Annotated in this window: 19 protein-coding genes and 1 pseudogene; 10 read left to right on the forward strand and 10 right to left on the reverse strand. The window is 67.3% G+C overall.

Going from position 1 to position 17,581, the window contains the following annotated elements:
• Positions 1-205: 205 nt before the first annotated feature.
• The 3 genes and pseudogenes from CIW48_RS18745 to CIW48_RS18755 all read left to right on the forward strand — a co-directional run bounded on the left by CIW48_RS18745 (position 206) and on the right by CIW48_RS18755 (position 2,263).
• Positions 206-487, forward strand: coding sequence for a hypothetical protein (locus CIW48_RS18745; RefSeq protein WP_091776682.1), 282 nt, complete (start codon positions 206-208; stop codon positions 485-487).
• Positions 488-972: 485 nt separating this feature from the next.
• Positions 973-1,830, forward strand: a pseudogene (locus CIW48_RS18750) (manganese catalase family protein).
• Positions 1,831-2,011: 181 nt separating this feature from the next.
• Positions 2,012-2,263, forward strand: a complete 252-nt coding sequence (locus CIW48_RS18755) for a metal-sensitive transcriptional regulator (RefSeq protein WP_348645134.1) — start codon at positions 2,012-2,014, stop codon at positions 2,261-2,263.
• Positions 2,264-2,305: 42 nt separating this feature from the next.
• Here the strand turns inward: CIW48_RS18755 and CIW48_RS18760 are convergent, their stop codons facing one another.
• A complete protein-coding gene (locus CIW48_RS18760) occupies positions 2,306-2,551 on the reverse strand; it encodes a hypothetical protein (RefSeq protein WP_091776676.1) in 246 nt (81 codons plus the stop codon).
• A 60-nt stretch (positions 2,552-2,611) separates the two neighbouring features.
• Between CIW48_RS18760 and CIW48_RS33735 the strand changes: the two genes are divergently transcribed.
• The 3 genes from CIW48_RS33735 (at position 2,612) to CIW48_RS18770 (ending at position 4,068) form a co-directional block, all read left to right on the forward strand.
• The gene (locus CIW48_RS33735; protein ID WP_207105491.1) at positions 2,612-2,770 is read left to right on the forward strand and encodes a hypothetical protein; all 159 of its coding nucleotides are present in this window, start codon (positions 2,612-2,614) and stop codon (positions 2,768-2,770) included.
• A gap of 80 nt (positions 2,771-2,850) precedes the next feature.
• Positions 2,851-3,600: a sigma-70 family RNA polymerase sigma factor gene (locus CIW48_RS18765; RefSeq protein ID WP_149312116.1), complete on the forward strand. Its 750-nt coding sequence runs from the start codon at positions 2,851-2,853 to the stop codon at positions 3,598-3,600.
• A gap of 87 nt (positions 3,601-3,687) precedes the next feature.
• Positions 3,688-4,068: a TonB family protein gene (locus CIW48_RS18770; protein WP_149312117.1), complete on the forward strand. Its 381-nt coding sequence runs from the start codon at positions 3,688-3,690 to the stop codon at positions 4,066-4,068.
• Between the two features lie 75 nt (positions 4,069-4,143).
• Here the strand turns inward: CIW48_RS18770 and CIW48_RS18775 are convergent, their stop codons facing one another.
• Positions 4,144-4,380, reverse strand: a complete 237-nt coding sequence (locus CIW48_RS18775) for a hypothetical protein (RefSeq protein ID WP_149312118.1) — start codon at positions 4,378-4,380, stop codon at positions 4,144-4,146.
• A gap of 376 nt (positions 4,381-4,756) precedes the next feature.
• Here CIW48_RS18775 and CIW48_RS18780 point away from each other — a divergent pair, with 376 nt between their 5' ends.
• Entirely contained in the window at positions 4,757-4,978 is a 222-nt protein-coding gene (locus tag CIW48_RS18780; protein ID WP_091776669.1) for a hypothetical protein, read from the forward strand.
• Positions 4,979-5,078: 100 nt separating this feature from the next.
• On the opposite strand, the gene CIW48_RS18785 is transcribed toward CIW48_RS18780, so the two are convergent.
• Positions 5,079-5,666, reverse strand: coding sequence for a TadE/TadG family type IV pilus assembly protein (locus tag CIW48_RS18785; protein ID WP_149312119.1), 588 nt, complete (start codon positions 5,664-5,666; stop codon positions 5,079-5,081).
• On the reverse strand, positions 5,660-6,268 hold the full coding sequence (locus CIW48_RS18790) for a TadE/TadG family type IV pilus assembly protein (protein ID WP_246695324.1): 609 nt from the start codon (positions 6,266-6,268) through the stop codon (positions 5,660-5,662). The genes CIW48_RS18785 and CIW48_RS18790 overlap by 7 nt, the downstream gene beginning before the upstream one ends.
• A gap of 480 nt (positions 6,269-6,748) precedes the next feature.
• Here CIW48_RS18790 and CIW48_RS18795 point away from each other — a divergent pair, with 480 nt between their 5' ends.
• The 3 genes from CIW48_RS18795 to CIW48_RS18805 all read left to right on the forward strand — a co-directional run bounded on the left by CIW48_RS18795 (position 6,749) and on the right by CIW48_RS18805 (position 11,931).
• Complete coding sequence (locus CIW48_RS18795; RefSeq protein WP_149312120.1) at positions 6,749-8,059, forward strand: Tad domain-containing protein; 1,311 nt, start codon at positions 6,749-6,751, stop codon at positions 8,057-8,059.
• 54 nt (positions 8,060-8,113) lie between these two features.
• Complete coding sequence (locus tag CIW48_RS18800) at positions 8,114-9,151, forward strand: HD domain-containing phosphohydrolase (protein WP_149312121.1); 1,038 nt, start codon at positions 8,114-8,116, stop codon at positions 9,149-9,151.
• 62 nt (positions 9,152-9,213) lie between these two features.
• Positions 9,214-11,931: an ATP-binding protein gene (locus tag CIW48_RS18805; protein ID WP_149312122.1), complete on the forward strand. Its 2,718-nt coding sequence runs from the start codon at positions 9,214-9,216 to the stop codon at positions 11,929-11,931.
• A gap of 357 nt (positions 11,932-12,288) precedes the next feature.
• On the opposite strand, the gene CIW48_RS18810 is transcribed toward CIW48_RS18805, so the two are convergent.
• From CIW48_RS18810 to CIW48_RS18835, 6 genes are all read right to left on the reverse strand, one after another.
• Entirely contained in the window at positions 12,289-13,533 is a 1,245-nt protein-coding gene (locus CIW48_RS18810; protein ID WP_149312123.1) for a capsule biosynthesis protein, read from the reverse strand.
• A 252-nt stretch (positions 13,534-13,785) separates the two neighbouring features.
• Positions 13,786-13,980, reverse strand: coding sequence for a helix-hairpin-helix domain-containing protein (locus tag CIW48_RS18815; RefSeq protein WP_149312124.1), 195 nt, complete (start codon positions 13,978-13,980; stop codon positions 13,786-13,788).
• Between the two features lie 56 nt (positions 13,981-14,036).
• Entirely contained in the window at positions 14,037-14,495 is a 459-nt protein-coding gene (locus CIW48_RS18820; RefSeq protein ID WP_149312125.1) for a response regulator, read from the reverse strand.
• Positions 14,492-15,610 (reverse strand): HWE histidine kinase domain-containing protein, encoded by a 1,119-nt coding sequence (locus CIW48_RS18825; protein WP_149312179.1) that lies wholly within the window; start codon positions 15,608-15,610, stop codon positions 14,492-14,494. Before CIW48_RS18825 ends, CIW48_RS18820 begins: the two co-directional genes overlap by 4 nt.
• Before the next feature lie 204 nt (positions 15,611-15,814).
• Entirely contained in the window at positions 15,815-16,312 is a 498-nt protein-coding gene (locus CIW48_RS18830; protein WP_149312126.1) for a peptide deformylase, read from the reverse strand.
• A gap of 420 nt (positions 16,313-16,732) precedes the next feature.
• A complete protein-coding gene (locus CIW48_RS18835) occupies positions 16,733-17,527 on the reverse strand; it encodes an adenylate/guanylate cyclase domain-containing protein (protein WP_246695318.1) in 795 nt (264 codons plus the stop codon).
• Positions 17,528-17,581 lie beyond the last annotated feature (54 nt).

The raw sequence follows: 17,581 nt of genomic DNA on the forward strand, positions 1-17,581 counted from the left end.
CAAGCACACTGGATTTCCACACAAAGCACGGGAGGTCTGGGACTAACTCTTTGTTTCTCAATAAGATATAGGTTGAGAGCGAGGGTTCGATCCTTTCTCGCGGCCCGTCTGGACGATGCTTCGGATTCCCGAGCGGAAGCTGTTGCAGACAGAGGCCCGCAGCGGCGATCAGGCTGACATCATGCGCTGAAGAGGACGTGCGGACGTGAACTCGACAGCCTTGTTCACCATGCTCGGCCTCGTCTTCGGCTGGGCGACCTTGGCGGGCGCGGCCCTGATCACCGGCCGGATTGCCACATTCGCGTTCCTGATCCTGACTGTGGTCGCACTCTACCTCTACGTTCCGTGGGTCCGGCTGCGTGCCAGCGGGATCGACGGTTCCAGCCGGCCGGTTCGGTTCTGGACGAATGTCGCCATGCTGGCTGTCAGCCTCGCCGCCTGCCTCGCCTTCGGGATGATGCTCGCCCGGCGCACAGGGCTCCTGTAAGCTCCCGCGGGCTTCGACTCGGCACGGCCCCGAGGCCGCGGTTCCGGGATGACGAGAGCGGCGGCACCAATCCGAGGCCCGGCTGCCCACTCCTGACGGTGACTCCGAACCTTGCGCGGCGCGGGTGCGCCTCGGACGCTCGGACGAAGCGCCGGCGGCACCCGTGCGGCCAGAAAACATATCCCGCCGGCCGGCGTTTCGCGCGCTAGGCTAACATGGATGTGTTATCCATAACATAAATCATGTAATTGCCGTCTCTTAAGCGTCGCCGTGTCCTGGGATTTTCCCCGACAATAGCCTGACATGGCATAATAAAATAGGTTATGCTGGAAATAGATCGTTATAAATATCGCCGAAGATCGAACCGGAGTCTCAAAGCGGAGTTGAACAGGGTGCGAGGCTCGATGCTCCCACGGAGTACCGGGCCGGTGGCCGATCGTGCGGTGGGCTTGAGCACGCCGTGCCTCTCGCGAGGGACAGACAATATGTACTATCACGACAAGCGGCTTCAGTACCCGGTCAAGGTCGACAGCCCGGACCCGATCTACGCCCGCATGCTCCAGCAGGCGATCGGCGGCATCGAGGGCGAGATCCGAGTCTGTTTCCAGTACTTCTTCCAGGCCTGGGGCAACCGCGCTCCGACCACGAAATACCGCGACATGCTGCTCAATACGGCCACCGAGGAGATCGGCCATATCGAGATGCTCGCGACCGCGGTGGCGATGAACCTTGAGACCGCGCCCACCAAGGTGCAGGAGGCCGGGGCCGCCGACGCCATCGTCGGGGCCGTGATGGGCGGTGAGAACCCGCGCCACATCGCCGAGGGCATGCTGCACAAGACGCTGCTGTCCACCGGCATGGCCGCCTTCCCGGGCAATTCCGACGGCCTGCCCTTCGACATGAGCCACATCTACGCCAGCGGCAACATCGCAGCTGACATGTATTGCAACGTCGCTGCCGAGGCGACGGGCCGCATTCTGGCGGTGCGGCTCTACAATGCCACGAACGATGCCGGCATGCGGGACATGTGGAGCTTCCTCATCGCCCGCGACACGATGCACCAGCAGCAATGGCTGTCGGTGATCGAGGAACTCGGCGGCCACGAAGGCACGCTGCCGATCCCGAACTCCTTCCCGCAGAGCGAGGAGAACCAGAAGTTCAACTAAAACTTCTTCTCGACGTCGGCAGATGGCTCACCGCCCCCGGCCGGCCGCTGGACACAAGGCCCGTCGCTCGACGGCAAGGGCGAGTTCAGCGTCGTCCAGAACCAGCCGATGGGCGAGGAGCCGGTACTCGGCCCGGCACGCCCCGACAGCGGCGCGCAATCCCAGCAGATCGGCTGATCGGCTCGGCGCCCCGGCCGGTCCGCCTCCCGGCCGGGGCGCCTCCATCGGAGAGGGCTATGCCCCGGCGTGCAACGACGCGGGCGTAGACCCAAAACAAGTGGCTTGCAGAACGGTGACAAGCGGCACAGTCGTCGATGGTCGTGTCTGTCTCGTCCGAACCGAGGCGGAGCGCACGCCGCTGATCCGGCGGCTGGGGCGGATCGAGGGACAAGTTCGGGGCCTGCGGGCGATGGTCGAGGCCGACCGGCACTGCCTGGACGAGATCCAACAGATCCGGGCCATGACGGCGGCTCTGCGCGAAGTCGGCCTGCTGATCATCGACCAGCATGTCACCGAGGGGCTCCGCCTGGCTGCCCGCGATCAGGACCGGGAGGCGGTGATGGCGGACCTCCTCCGGGTTCTGCGGGCCGCGATGGCGGAGGCCGGTTAGGCGTGCGGGTCGCCGGCCCCAGCGCCTCGTTTGGTCTGCAGCTCAGTGCTTGGTCAGCGTCTCGACGACCGTGCCCGGCCCGATACGCTCCGAAAAGCGGGCGAGCCGGCTCCGGCTCGGCTCCTCAAGGCCACCGGCATGGGCGAAGGTGGTCAGGGCGATGCCGACGAGGAAGCGTGCCTCCTCCACGGTCACGGCCCGGCCGCTCAAGGTGCTGGCCGCACCCCGTACTGCGAGGACAGCCTCTTGGAAAGCAGGGTCGTGCTCGAGATCCGAGAGCCTGGTCATAGGCGCGAACCTCCGGTCCGGTCGGTCGGACCCACGCTACGGTCAGGATCCCCCTTCGCAGTGGCGAAATTATTGAATGCGCTGCCGCAGATCCGGATGCGCAGTGAGCAGTTTTCCGGCACGTATGTCCTCACCGAAGCCCCTTTTCCTGTTTCCATATCTGGCGCGATTGTCGGAGAATCAAGCATATATCCGTTCGGATATATGCCGGGCCGCTGATCTATGTTGCGGCAGATTTAGTGTGATCAGGGATTAGTAGCAGCGCTCGCATTTTCATCCCATTCAGGTGATCGGCTATCATGCTCGAACTCTCGCTCGACGCTGATACAATCGACACGCAGGCGCCCCGGCTCCCGGACAGCGTGCAGTATCATCTCGGCCATCTGCTTGCGGCGACCTACGCGCAGGATAACGTCGAGCCAACCATCGCGGATCGCTTCGCCGAACTGCTGAGGTTGCTGGACGGCGCCTTCGGCCGGGTGCAGGACGGCCGCGAGAAGGCGTTCCAGACTGCGCTCCTGGCCATGGTGCCGAACCTACAGCGCTTCGCGCGCTCGCTTCTGCGTAGCCATGTCGGTGCCGACGACCTGTTGCAGAACACGCTTCTGCGGGCCTGGCGCTCCCGTGCCAGCTTCGCGCCGGGCACGAACTTGGAAGCCTGGCTGTTCACGATCATGCGCAATCAGTTCTACAACGAGCACCGCAAGCGCGGGCGCGAGGTGCAGGACGAGGATGGCGCCCAGGCGGAGCGGATGGTGTCACTGCCCGAGCAAGGGGGCCATCTCGACCTGAGCGACGTGCAGGCTGCCCTCGACCGCTTGGCGCCGCCGATGCGGCAGGCGCTGGTGCTCGTGGCAATCGAGAACCTCACCTACGAGGAGACCGCCGCCGTCATGCAGTGCCGGATCGGCACCGTGAAGAGCCGGGTCTGGCGGGCCCGGACGCAGCTCGCGGAGATGCTGGGCTATACCGGTATCGAGGTCGGCAGCGACGACGTCATGCTGGCCGCCGCGGGCCCGAAGGGCCGGAAATCCACCGCAGTCTCGTGACGGCGACCGGTGATCGGGGTCGCAGGAGACCCGCCTCTGCGGGTAGGGTCGGCCCTCGATCCAGGCTCAGGGAGCCGCCCTTTTCCCATGTCGCCGCGCGTCGTCAAATCCGCTTCCGTCGTATTCGGCCTGATCCTGGCACCCGGGGTGGCTGGGGCGCGGAGCGCCCCGGGACCGGCCGCGCGAGCGTGGCTCTCGGAACTCGTCACACGGATCGATGCCGCCGACCGTGCCGAGACCCGACAGGCTCCCGGCCGGGGTCGTGGAACCGTACTCGTCCATGTGCAGATCGCCCCGGACGGGGCGGTGCAGGCCGCGGAGATCGAGCAGAGTTCGGGCTCGCCGAAGCTCGATCAGCGCGCGCTCCGCGCCGTGCAGAGGATCAGCCCGGCCCCCGTGCCGCCCGCCGCACTCCTGGGTGAGGCCGGGATCGTCGATCTCAGCATTCCGGTCGAGTTCGGCCGCTGAACGGTAGGCAGCCGGCCGGTGCCGCGGACGGCCGCTGGCATTCCCGATTCCTCCTCAACATCGCCACAGATCCGGTCAGCGGTTCGGATCGGTGTCGGCGCTCAGATAGGCCCCGACGAGGTAACCAGCCTGAAGTGCTGTCAGATAGGCAAACAACAGCAGGATCTTCTCGGCGTCGAGATGTGCCCAGACGAAGACCCAGAGGCTCAGCCAAGCGAGGCTGACCAGCATCGAGCTGGCCATCAAAACCGCTGCCCGATACCGCCAGCCCTCCCACATGCCCACCGCAAAGAGCAGGGCAGCAACCAGCAACGGGTTGTCTCCTTCCGCGCGAAAGATAAAATTTTACGTGCTAAGCCACTGGCGGTTAACGGATTTTAGGCCGCGGTCCCGACCTTCGCGGGTGAGTTTTAATTTTGTATTAACTTGGGTGTTCCGTTTGCGCTGTCCGTCACCCGTTATGGTCTGGCGCGGCTTCCCTCTTCCACGACCAGCGCGGTGCATGAGCGAGGACATGCAGAATGCGAGCCACGCGGATTCCAGACTCGACCTAGATCCGACGATCTCGCCTCCATATCGACGAGATCAATATGGAGTATCGATCGCATTTGTTTGGATCATGTTGCTCCGCAACGTAGATAACCCCTCGAAGCCGGGTAGGACCCGGACAACGAGAGGTTGTCACACCATGACCATTCGCACCATCGTTATCGCCGCCCTCGCCGCCGCTCCGATGATCGGCACCGCCCTGGCCGATGAGACCATTGCGCTGACACCGCCGATCTATCGTGAGCAGGCTCGTCCCACGGCCGCCGTCAGGCCGGCCTCCGAGCTGAGCACGACGCCGCGCCTCGTCCCCGCGAGCCCGGCCTCGCGGCGGGTCGTCGCCGCCGCGGTCTCGACCCGCTGAAGCGGGCCGTGGCCATGATCCGGCGCCACCGGATGATCCAGTGGCGCCGGCAGCAAATCCGGTCCGGCACGCGTCCGCCCGGAATCTGTGTGCCCGCCGGTCAGGCTGGGCAGGGCTTGCCGCCGGGCAGAACCACTTCGCTCTGTCCGTTGTAGATATCGCCACCGCGCATCGGCCAGACCTTCTTGTATCGGAAGGTCCAACTGGTCATTTTCGAGAGGACCGGAAAGATCGGACGATAGACCATCGTCACTTCCGACATGACGAAGCGGTCGCCGTTCCGGGTCATTCCGGCGGGCGGTGCCCCCAGCGAGGCGCCGGCGGTGTAGGCTTGGCCGTTGGATTCAGCACTTGAGCAGACCTTGGTCGTCGGCGAGCTGCCGTTGCTGTAGGTGCCCGCCGCCGTCAGCACGATGCTGGCACTGCTCACGTCGTAGGGGTTCGAGATCGCGCCCGTCGCGGCGAAGATCGGCTTGAGGTCGGCGTAGCTGCCACGGGAGATCAGATCCGCCATCGTGGCCGTTGCATTGTCGAGGCGTTTGCCGATCATGTAGGCGCGAGGCAGTTCGATCGATCCCATCAGGATCAGCAGCAGGATCGGGGCGATCATGCTGAACTCGATCGCGCTGACGCCGTCCCGGTTGCCGATGAGGCGGATCAGGCCGGCGCGGAGACGACCAGTCAGCACGGTTTGGGCTCGTAATCCTCGGCCCTGAAGATCTCGGTCGTGACCAACAGCTGCGACTTGTCGGACATGATCCGACCGGTGAAATCCAGCATTCGAAACAGGCGCATCACGGGGACAGCAACCCGGACTGTTATCGTATCGCCGCCCTGGGGACATTCGAACCGCGTGCCGAAGCCGGTCGCCCAGGTCTTCGTGGTTTTGTCGAACGGCTCCGCCGGTTGCGACGTCGAGTACGAGGCTGCTCGCGATACGTCTAGGCGCAGATCGGCGCAGGGGAACAACGCCGACGGGCCGGCGCAGACGATCTTGCGGAGGCGCTGGCTCGGATCGCTGCCGTCGGACCCGTCGTGAAAGGTGCCGGTGCGCAACTGTCGGACGCTGCGGTCGACCGCGATGTCGAGCGTCTGCTGCTCGATGGCTACGACGCCGGATTCCGCTACGACGCCCAGAAGCGCCAGGAACGGTGCGGCCAGAAGCGCGAACTCAACCGCTGAGGCACCGGCCCGATGGCCGGCGAACCGCCCGACGCGTCCAGCCATGCCGGTACGGCTGCCGGATTTGCGTGGACGGCGGACAGTCGCGCGGCGTCGCAAGATGCCCATCATGACACACGAACTCTGCAGGTCCTGAGCCTGCCGCCGTCCCGCCACAGTGGCGCGGGCAAAACACGGTACCCGTGCGGCCGTTTAAAAACCGTTCGAATCCGAGTGCTATTTGCCGCCTTTCCCGGGGCGCATCAAAACTCCTCCACTATCTTGTCGTGTGCGCCTCGTTTATATGTATTGCCGGACTCGATCAGCTTGAGGAATACCACACAATCAGCTATTCGCGCAGCGCCGGGCTTCAACAGGGCCGCGTTTAGAATTTGTTTACACTGAAACAAGGCTCGTTCGAGCCACGATAGCTTTGTGGGGCATCAGCGCGACGGATTCTTAGGAGCTGGGCCCTAAACCTTCGGGCGGGCGGCTGAAGCCGCTGCTTTAGCCGATCCGATCCTCCAGGGAGAACAGCCCATTTCCGCCTTCTGGAGAGCGCTCCGTATCGGTTCGCGCGCCCTGGCGGACCGGTCCGGCTCGGTAGCCCTGACCTTCGGCTTGAGCGCCGTGGTGCTGCTCGGCCTGACCGGCGGCGGCGTCGACTACGCCCGCCTCGCCGCCCGGCGCAGCCAGCTCCAGAACGCGGCCGATGCCGGCGTCCTGGCGGCGGGCAACTACCTCAAACTTGCCGTCTCCACCTCGACGGCGGCCAAGAGCATCGTGGTCGACACGATTCAGGCTCAGGCGGTGCCGCGACAAGAGAGCCCTTATGCCCTCCGGGTCGACGTCGCGGACGACAAGACCAGCGTTGCCGTGACGGTCGACGAGACCGTCAAGCTCGCCTTCGGCGGCTTTGTCGGAGTGCCGACCGTCAAGGTCGCGGTTCGCTCCAAGGCCAGCGTCGTCGGCAAGATGCGCCTGTGCCTTTTGACGCTGGACCCCCTCGCCCCCGGAGCTTTCGAGCTGGAGAAGAGCGCCGAGGTCACCGCCCTGGATTGCTCGCTCTACAGCAACTCGCTGAGCCCGCGCGGCATGGTCGGCATGGACAGCGCCTATGCCCGGGCTCAGACGATCTGCTCCTCGGGCGGCTTCGACGGCGCGCGCGCGAATTTCGCGCCGCCGCCGCAGACGGGCTGTCCGCCTATCCAGGACCCCCTGAAGGACAGGGCGCCTCCGCCGATCGGCGCATGCTCGTCGATCCCGTCCTCAGCCAACAGCAATCGCGACACCAGCGGCAATCTCGTCGACCAGAGCGCCACCCTCGATCCAGGGACTTATTGCGGCGGCCTGCATATCACCAAGAACGCGTCCGTGACGCTGCGCGCCGGCACCTACGTGATGAAGGACGGTCCGCTGATCGTCGACAAGAATGCCGCGATGGCCGGAACCGACGTCGCCTTCTACTTCACCGGCGACAGGGCCGGCCTCGTCTTCGACAAGAAGACCACGGTCAGCCTGTCGGCGCCGACCACCGGACCCATGGCGGGCCTTCTGATGATGGAGGACCGCACGGTCAGCGATCCCGTGGATCCAACCACGGCGGTTCTGGGGGACGTGCTGAGCCCGATCGCCCCAACGCCGCCGCCGCTTGCGGCGACCAGGCCCATGCGCACCTACCGCATCATCAGCGACAACGCGCGGACCATGCTGGGCACGCTCTACCTGCCGGCCGGCCGCGTGGTGATCGACGCGAGCAAGCCCGTCTCCGACCAGTCCGCCTACACGGTGATCGTGGCTCAGCAGGTCAATCTCTACCAGGGCCCGAACCTGTACCTGAACGCGAACTACGACTCGACCAGCGTGCCGGTGCCCAAAGGGGTCGGCCCCCTGTCGGGTAAGCTGCTGCTGTCGCAATAGTGGAGGACGCGATGCCGCCCCTTCGTCGATGGCTTGACGCTCGGGAGTGAAACGGTGCTCGCGCTGATCCTCGACGATTCCGAGATGAACAACCTGCTGATCATGCAGGCGCTCAAGCCCGTGGCCGATTGCGAGCCGGTCGCCTTCACGAGCCCCGTGACGGCGCTCGACTTTCTGCGGGCGAATGTCGAGCGGATCGGGGTCGTCGTCACCGATTACGACATGCCCGGTCTGACCGGCCTCGACGTCATCGCGGCTGCGCGGACGATCCCGGGCTTCGCGCATGTGCCGATCGTGATGGTGACGAGTCTCGACCAGCGCAGCCTGCGCCACCAGGCCCTGCGCGCCGGCGCCACCGACTTCCTCGGCAAGCCCTGCGATCCTGTCGAGATCCAGGCGCGCATCACGAACCTGATGAAGATCAGCGCGGCCCACCGGCAGGAGCAGGACCGGGCCGCCTGTCTCGCCCGCGAGGTCGCGGCGGCGGTCGCGGTCATCGAGGCGCGGGAGCGCGAGATCATCGCCCTCCTCATGCGCGCCGCCGAGCACCGCGACACCGATACCGGCGATCACATCGCCCGGGTGGCCGGCTATGTGGGCGTCATCGCTGGGAACCTCGGCTTCGATCCGGCGGAGATCCGGATCCTGAAGCTTGCCTCCACGATGCACGATGTCGGCAAGATCGGCGTTCCCGACGCGATCCTGCTCAAGCCGGGCCCGCTCACCTCCGAGGAGCGCGCCGAGATGGAGAAGCATGCCGAGCGCGGCCGGCGGATCCTGGAGGGCAGCACCTCCGACGTCGTGCGCCTCGCCGCCGAGATCGCCGAGACCCACCACGAGCGCTGGGACGGCACCGGCTACCCGAAAGGCCTCAGCGGCGAGGCGATCCCACTCTCCGGCCGCATCGTGGCGGTGGCGGACGTGTTCGACGCCCTGGTGACCGAGCGGCCCTACAAGGCGGCCTGGCCCCTCGAGCGCGCGCGGACCTTCGTGGCGGACCAAGCCGGCCGCCACTTCGACCCGCGCTGCGTCGATGCCTTCCTGGCGGGCTGGGACGCGGTGACGCGAACCTGCCTCCGCGCGGCCGCCTGATAGGGTCTCTTGCCACCCCTCCCCGCGATCGGGCCTGTCCGGGCCGCCTGAAGGAGTAGAGCGTGCATCTCGCGTGGCTCAGGCCGAGACGCTCTCTGGCCGGCCGGCTGGCGCTGGCGGTGACCGGCGCCGTCACGGCGGCGCTCGTCCTGGCCGCCGCCCTGGCGGTCTGGCGTGAAGTCGCCCGCTATGCCGCCGACAAGCACGCGGCTCTGGAGGCCGTCGCGCAGGTCTTCGCGCATGGCGGTGCCCGAGCCACGGCCGAAAACGATGCCGACGCCGCGGCCGCGTCGCTGCGGGCCATCGGCAAGGTGCCGTCCATCGTCTACGGCGCGATCGAGCGGCCGGACGGGTCCATCCTCGCGGAGCAGGGCCTCGGCCTTCGCCTGACACAGGACGCCGCCCTGGACGGCGCGGATCTCTCTCTCCTGAACCTCCTCGCTACCCGGAGCCTTCAGGCGACCGCGCCGATCCTGGAGAACGGGCGCCCCGTCGGCCGGGTCGTGCTGATCGGCGAGACCGACGACATCCTCGGCCACATCTGGGCGGCGGCGCAGAACGCCGCGCTGGCGGCGCTGCTAGCCGTCGCGATCGGGATCGGTGTCTCGGTCTACCTGCAGCGCAGCGTCACACGCCCGCTGGCCGCCCTCACCCGCACCATGGAGGCGGTGCGCCTGCGCCACGACTACGCGCAGCGCGCGCCCGTGGGGGGCGACGACGAGGTCGGCGCGTTGGCGCGCACCTTCAACGATCTGCTCTCTGCGGTCAACGAGCGTGACCATCGCCTCGCCACCCACACCGCCCTCCTCGAAACGGAGGTCCAGGCCCGGACGGCCGATCTGAGCGAGGCCAAGCAGGCGGCCGACGCCGCCAACGCTGCCAAGTCGACCTTCCTGGCGACGATGAGCCACGAGATCCGGACGCCGATGAACGGTGTCCTGGTCATGGCGGAGCTGCTGGCGAGTTCCGACCTGCCCGCACGCCAGCGCCGCTACGCCGAGGTCATTGCCCGCTCGGGAAGGTCGCTCCTGGCGATCATCAACGACATCCTCGACTTCGCGAAGGTCGAGGCGGGTAAGCTCGATCTCGAGTGCGTGCCCCTGAGCCCCGCCGAGATCGCCGACACGGTGGTGACGCTCTTCGCCGAGCGAGCCCGGGCGGCCGGGCTCGACCTCGCGGCCGAGGTCGCGCCGGAGGTACCCCAGGCGATCCTCGGCGACCCGGTCCGCCTGGGGCAGGTGGTGAGCAACTTCGTGTCGAACGCGCTGAAGTTCACCGAGGCCGGGCACGTCGCCGTCCGGATGGCGATCGATGCCGACGACGGATGCCTCGTCATCGCGGTGACCGATACCGGGATCGGCATCCCCCAGGACAAGCTGGCCACGATCTTCTCGGCCTTCTCGCAGGCCGACCAATCGACGACCCGCCGCTTCGGCGGCACCGGCCTTGGGCTGTCGATCGCCCGGCAGATCATCGCCGCGATGGGCGGCACCGTGGCGGTGGAAAGCCGCGTCGGCACTGGCTCGACCTTCAGCGCGCGTATCCCCGTGACCGTCGCAGAACCCGCCCGCCCGATCCTGCGCCGCACCGCGGTGCCGGCCGCGATCGCGCTGGACATGGCCGCTCCAGCCACGCGGTCTGCCCTTGCGGCCAGCCTGAGGACGGCCGGCTTCGTACTGGTCACGGCGGATAGCGGCGCTCCCGCCCACTGGATCCTCGATGCATCCGCCCTCGTGGTGGCAGGACGCCGGCCGGACCGGGCCGAGCGTGTGCTGGTCCTCGCGGGGCCGGATGACGTCGTAGCCGACCAAGCGCTTCGGTCTGGCCTCGCCGACGCGGTGCTGCGCTGGCCCGTGACCCAGGCGGAATGGCAGCCCCTCCTCGCGGCGCTGACCGCGGGCGGCGCCTTCGCGTCGTCGAGCGCGGGCGCCGTCGCGGCCGACCGGCTCCCGCAATTTCCGGCTGCGCGGGTGCTCGTCGCCGACGACAGCGCGGTCAACCGTGAGGTCGCCCTCGAGGCGCTGGCCCGCTGCGGCGTGACCGAGGTCGTGACCGTCGAGGACGGGGCCGCGGCGGTGGCGGCCGCTGGAGCGCGGCGCTTCGACCTGATCCTGATGGACGGCAGCATGCCGGTCCTCGACGGCTTCACGGCTGCGCGAACGATCCGACAGCGCGAGGTGGCCACGGGGCGGCGCATTCCGATCGTCGCGCTCACGGCTCACGTTCTTGGCGAGGCCGCGGAGGCCGCGGAGGCCGCCGGCATGGACGGAACGCTCCTGAAGCCGTTCACGCTGCGGCAATTGGCCGACCTCCTGCAGGCGCATGTTCCGGCGCTCCGGGACACGGGATCTGCCGCCGCAGCGCAAACGGGCATGGCGGAGCTTGGCGCACCGGTCGCCGCACCACCCGAGGCACCGGCCGCCGACGACCTTCTCGACGCCGAGGTCCTGGACGGTCTGCTCGGCCTGGGCGACGGCGCCTTTCTCGAGCGCGTCCTCGACCTGTATCGGGAGCAGGGCCCGGTGGCGCTCGCCATCCTCAGATCGGCCTTCGCCGCCTCGGATCAGCCGGCCATCGCCAGGGCCGCACACAGCCTTAGGTCGATGAGTGCGAATGTCGGGGCGCGCGCGCTCGTCGCACGGCTGCGCACCATTGAGGAGGCCGCCCGAAGCGCGGCCTGTGCCGAGCCGCCGGGCGCATGCGACGTACTCGAGTCCCTGCTCACCGCGACGATCGACGGTCTCGAGCGGCGAACCCGGCTCCAAGCGGCGGCGGCCTAGGATCGCACCGAAGCGGAAGGCGATGAAGTAGGGCTGGCTCCACAGGTCGGCCGCTGCGCCTTCTGTAGAGCCGACCGGCAAGCTTGACTGTGCGGCCCGATGCCGTCGGGGCGTCGGCGGTCCCACGACCCGCATATCCGATTGGATCAACGAGAACGACGGCCGCGTATTCCTCCGGAAGACCAAGAGATTTCGCAGCCCAGCCCTGCGCTCCGCCAACTGGCATGCCAGTCGAGAGCGCGTTACGGTCTCGCTTCCTCCCAAGCACTCCCTCAGCCCGCCCGGTTCGCCGCGGCGGGCCTTTTCGTAGCCGATGCGGACAGGCCCGTGCGCGGGCGTGCCCCGATCCGGGCACCGTCAATTCATGAGCATACGCCGAGTGAACATCGCGGCCGCGAACAGCACGGCGGCGGCGGCGGTGATGATGCTCGTCATCAGGATCCGTCGCGGCTCGGTCGAAGATCCAGCCTTGATGGGCTCGACGATCGGTACCAGGGCCACGACCTGCTGCTGGGCCACGATGCGGGCCCGGTCATAGGCCAGCTGGACATCGCGGTGATATTTCTCAGCGTTCTCGCGCTCGTGCTCCAGACCTTCGAACCGCGTGAGCGCGTCCGACAGGCGCCGCTTCTCCGTCGGCGCGGTGCCGGCCAGCTGCTGCTGAACCTTCGCGATATTCGTGTCGAGATCGGCGATCTGCTGCTTCAGGTCGATGATGCTGCGGGATTGCGGGCCGAGATCCCGCTGAAGCACCGCTAACTGCACGGCGAGCTTGGTGCGCGATTCCCGCAGTTCCGATACCGACTTGATGGTGGCGGTGTTCGACTTGATGACGTCCAGCACCCCCTCACGGTTGCGCAGCTCGTTCAGGGCGGCATTGGCCTTGGCCTCCCGCTCCTCGGCGAGCTTCAGGACACGCGTGCTCACATCCAGGGCATCCTGGCGGGACCTCATGCTGAGGTCATTCAACATCCGCTCGATATCGGCCATCACCGCTTTGGTGATGGCAAGCGATTCGTCGGGGTCGAAGGCCTCGACAGAGAGCGACATGATGCCGGACGCGGATTCGACGTCGACGTCGACGCGACGCGTCCAGTACCGCAGGAACTTCTCGATCGGCTTCTCCGGGTTGAAGCGGGAGAACATGTCGATGTCGTCCCGGCCATACCATTCGCGGATCGGAAGTTCTGCCGAGACGGCTTCGACCATCGGCCGGCTATGGATGTATTCCTGTGCGATCAGCGTCTCCTGGGCGACCGTCGCCTTGATCACGCCCGCGTTCGTGCCGACCGTATCGGGCGTCGCCCTGTCGGCGGTCCCGACGGTCGGACGGATCGCGAACCGCGCCTCGGTCACGTAGCGGTCGGAGGCGATCAGGCCGTAATAGATCGCGCCGGCCAGGGTCGGCAGGACGAAGCAGATGACGAAGAGCAGCGGCAGCCAGGGATCGCTTTTGACGTGGCTCTGATACGAGCGCACGCCCTTCTTGGTGTCGGGAAGGCCGGGCAGGCGCGCGAACTGCCGCAGCGACTGCGCGATCACGGTGTTCCGGTCGATGCCTTTCAGAGGCCGGCCCTGGGCTTTCTCGACCTGCATGTTCATCGTTGCTACTCGAAGCTCGGGCTGGTGCGGGCGAGATCGGTCCGCGAGGCAGTCTTGCCGCTCGCACAGCCCATCACACGGACAGGCGGCGAAAGCATGTCAGCCGAGATCGACCCAGGGCGGCGCGGTCGGCCGGGACGGACGCGACCGCGATGCATCGGGGCAGGACCCGCGACCCAGAGCGCGCGATCGATAGGTCGCAGCGCACGGTTGCAGCCTTCTCTGCATGCGCAGGAAGGGCCCTCTCATGGGTCAAGAGCTTGCCGCGACCGTGATCTGATCCGCGAGGCCGTCGGTCTTGCCGCTGAGGCCCGGAACCTCGTCGAGCTGCCGCAGGATTGTGAAACGGCCGCGTTCCTCCCGATAGCGCACGATCTCGAAGCCGTGGCCCTTCAGCGCCGGCACGCGGTCCAGTTCCTCGGCCGTTGCCGTGTTGAGATCGATCATCGCGGTCCCCACCGTTATGGTTCTCTCGGTGCTGGCTCCACGTCAGCCTGATGATCTCAACGGACAGGATCGGCCCGGAATTGCTTGGGCGCGGGTTCAGTCGCCGGACAGCGGCATGACGGCGGCAGACCTGCCGCAGCCGTGCGGTCTCGCCCCTCACCGTTGAGCAGGCGGACGAGCAGGTGCTCCAGCGGCGCTGCCTGGTAGGGCTTCTGAAGCACCGGGACAGTTCGATAGGCCGCGTCCAGGCCGTGTTGCCCATACCCGGTCGCGAACAGGAACGGCGTGCAGCGCTCCAGCAGCAGATCGGCGACCGGATAGCTGCGCGCATCGCCAAGGTTCACATCCAGCACCGCCAGATCGAAATCCTCAGCCTGGGCATGCGCCAAGGCCTTGTCGAGGCGCATGGCTACGACGACCTCACAGCCCAGGTCGAGCAGCATGTCCTCGGCTAGCATGGCGACGAGGCTCTCGTCCTCGACCAGCAGTACCCGGCGTCCAGCCAATGGCGTCATGGAGCGCGCAGCCCCGCGAGCGTCTCCTGGCCGACCCAACCGAGCTGGGTCAGTGGGATGTGCAATTGGCAGGTCAGGCCTGCCGGCGCATAGGTGAGCGCGGCGCTGCCATCGAACTCCAGCGGCAATTGCCGCTCGATAAGCCGCGAACCGAACCCCTTGCGGGTTGGCGGTGTGACCGCGGGGCCGCCCCGTTCTTCCCAGAGCAGGTCGAGTTGCTGACGGCCGACATCCAGGTCACGCAGGGACCAAGTCACTGCAACCTGGCCTTCTGGCGTGGACAGCGCACCGTACTTCGCGGCATTGGTCATCAACTCATGCAGCGCCATCGTGAGTGTCACTGCCACCTTGGGATGCAGCCGCGCATCCGGCCCTTGTAGCTGAAAGCGCTCAACGTCGATCTCCGCCAAAAGGTGGGGGGCCAGCGCGCGGTCGACCACGCTGCGCAGGCTCGCGCTCTCCCAATTGTCCTCGACCAGCACGTTGTGGGCGTTGGACAACGCGGCCATCCGGGCGTCGAAAACGGCCCGCGCCGTCTGGTCCGTCTGTCCGCGAAAGGTCTGCGCGGCAATCGACTGCACGATGGCAAGGGTGTTCTTCACCCGGTGGTTCAGCTCGTTGAGCAGCAGGTGCTGGCGCTCGGCCGCCGCCTTCTCCTCGCTGATGTCGCGGACCTCGATGATCGTGCCGATGATGTTGGCCGCATCATCCCGGATCGGGCTGGCGGTGAACGCAACGGGGAAGAAGTGCCCGTCCTTGTGCACGAACACCTCCTCGCCCCGCTCCTGGTTGTTCTCCGGGAAGGCACGATCGATCGCACACTCCGCCAGCGGGAAGGGGCGTCCGTCCGGGTAGGTGTGATGGACGATGTCGTGCAGCGGGCAGTCGCGCGCGAGAACCTCCTGAAGCGTCCATCCGGTCAACTGCTCGGCGGCCCGATTCATGTAGATGCAGTGCTGCCGGTCATCCATCAGGAAGATCGACACGGAGGCATTGTCGAGGACTGCATTGAGGCGCCGCTCACTCTCGAACAGCTGCCCCGATCCATGCCGCAGGCTCACAAGCGGCGCACTGGCGGCGGTGGAAGACTGAAGCGGCTGCCGTGAATTCGGCACGGTCACGACCCTTCACGCGGGTTGATCTGACACCCTGCGCGCGGTCCTGTTGGACCATTGCCGCTGGGCACGATGGAGGGGCGCCTGCGCTGAGAGGCGCAGAGCTGGGGTGTGCAACACACCATGCTTAGCAGATGTTCCGCCTCGGGAACGGGCAGGCTGGCCTGTCCCGCCCGGGCCACGCTGATGCGGAGCCGGACGGGACTAAGCGGACTTCAGCCTCGCAAAGCGTTTCACGAGTCGATCACGCTTCAAGCGCGACAAGCGGGCGATCCAGAATACGCCGTCGAGCTGATCGATCTCGTGCTGGATGACCGCGGCCGGAAAGCCCTCCACCGCCTCTTCGTGGGCTGACCCATCGAGGTCGCGGTAGCTCAGGCGAACACGGGCGGCCCGGGTGACCCGCTCGCGCACCCCCGGCATGCTGACGCTGCCCTCGTCGTGGACCGCCGTGTCCGGAGAAGCCCAGGAAACGGTGGGGTTCACGTAGACGCGCGCGTTCTCGTCCGGCGATATCCTGACCACCATGAGCCGTGCAGCCACGCCGATATGCGGGGCCGTCAGGCCGATGGCGCTCGCGGCCATGAGCGTGTCCCGAACATCGTCCGCAAGGGCCGTCAGGGTCGGCCCAAAATCGTCGACCGGGGCGGCCGGACGCATGAGACGGGGATCGGGGAACAGGACGAGGGCACGCGCCGGCACAGTTGATCACTCCCCTTGCGGCGTTGCGAGATCCCGCCGCGCGCTATGGAAGCCCGTCAGCGGCGCGGATCGTCAAGACGGATGAGGGTCGAAGTTGTCCCGTCGGGGCCGCCCCGGCCCAGCGGCCGCATCGCGGGGCGGGAGCACATTGTCGGAATGCATCCCCGTCCCGATTGACTGCGATGGCGGCTGCCCGTGATCTGGATGGCGTTGATCCGGCCGTTCCCGATCGCAATCGCCGTCGTCCGAAGGAGACTGCCGCGTTCGCGGCTGACAGATCCCGGTACCCCGTCGATCCAGGCAAGATCGACCATCGCCGACCGCGCATCCCCCCATTCGGGTCGCACGCCGTCGTAGAGGTGGAGCAAGCGCTCAAGCCCCTGGATCGGATTGATGAAGGCGCGAACCCTGCTGCCCCTGTCATCGATCCGCGCCTTCGCCGGTATCGAGCCGGAGGGTGAACAGGCGCAGGACGGCACGTGCCCCGCGCACGGCCCTGACGGCCACGATCCGTGCCTCGCTGGACGTCCCATCCTGGACCGCGGCCTCCGATGCGAGGCAGTCGCAGGGTAGCGTGCGGGTCATCTGTTCCAGGCGGCGCGCAACGTTGACGGTGTCGCCCACCGCCGTGAACTCGACGCGCTCTGTCCCGATGATGCCGATGAAGACCGGGCCGCGGTGCAGCCCGATGCCGAGCCGGACCGGCGGAAGACCGGCCTGAGCCCGATCCCGGCTCCAGGCCGCCATCGCGGCTGCGAGGGCACGCGCCGCCGCGACAGCGCGGTCGCCGTCTCCGGGGGCTGTATCGGACACGCCGAATAGCGCCATCACCTCGTCTCCAACGAACTTGTCGATGAGTCCGCCCGCCGCTTCGATCGCGCCCGCGGCGCGGGTCCGGAAATCGGCGAGGAAGGCGGCGACGTCGCCGGGTGCCAGGCCCTCGCAAAGACGGGTGAAGCCGCGGATATCCGCGAAGAGCACCGTCGCCTCCTGCTCCCAGCCGGCCCGCGGGGCCGCGGAACCGGTCTCGGCGATCAGTCGGGCGATCGCCGGTGCGGTCAGACGCGCGAGGTTGTTCCGGTGCCGCGTCGCGGCCCGTGCGGACCTGCGCAGGCGCTGCACCCGCAGCGAGAGGCAAGCCAGGGCGAGGCCGGCGAGACCGAGGGTGACGGGCTCCGGCGTGGTCGCGGCCGCGAGCCCCAGAAGCAGCGGCATCGGCGCCGCGGCAAGGAGCGGGCCGCGTCCCGCCGCTACGGCGAAGCGTCGGCG

This window comes from Methylobacterium sp. P1-11, from assembly GCF_008329595.1.
Classification (GTDB): domain Bacteria; phylum Pseudomonadota; class Alphaproteobacteria; order Rhizobiales; family Beijerinckiaceae; genus Methylobacterium.

Bases quoted from the DNA above. Each gene is read 5' to 3' on its own strand.
- CIW48_RS18815 (WP_149312124.1), bottom strand. From the start codon at position 13,980: ATGATCGATCTCAACACGGCAACGGCCGAGGAACTGGACCGCGTGCCG.
- CIW48_RS18760 (WP_091776676.1), bottom strand. From the start codon at position 2,551: ATGACCAGGCTCTCGGATCTCGAGCACGACCCTGCTTTCCAAGAGGCT.
- CIW48_RS18765 (WP_149312116.1), top strand. From the start codon at position 2,851: ATGCTCGAACTCTCGCTCGACGCTGATACAATCGACACGCAGGCGCCC.
- CIW48_RS18790 (WP_246695324.1), bottom strand. From the start codon at position 6,268: ATGGGCATCTTGCGACGCCGCGCGACTGTCCGCCGTCCACGCAAATCC.
- CIW48_RS18810 (WP_149312123.1), bottom strand. From the start codon at position 13,533: ATGAACATGCAGGTCGAGAAAGCCCAGGGCCGGCCTCTGAAAGGCATC.
- CIW48_RS18835 (WP_246695318.1), bottom strand. From the start codon at position 17,527: ATGCCGCTGCTTCTGGGGCTCGCGGCCGCGACCACGCCGGAGCCCGTC.
- CIW48_RS18780 (WP_091776669.1), top strand. From the start codon at position 4,757: ATGACCATTCGCACCATCGTTATCGCCGCCCTCGCCGCCGCTCCGATG.
- CIW48_RS18820 (WP_149312125.1), bottom strand. From the start codon at position 14,495: ATGACGCCATTGGCTGGACGCCGGGTACTGCTGGTCGAGGACGAGAGC.
- CIW48_RS18770 (WP_149312117.1), top strand. From the start codon at position 3,688: ATGTCGCCGCGCGTCGTCAAATCCGCTTCCGTCGTATTCGGCCTGATC.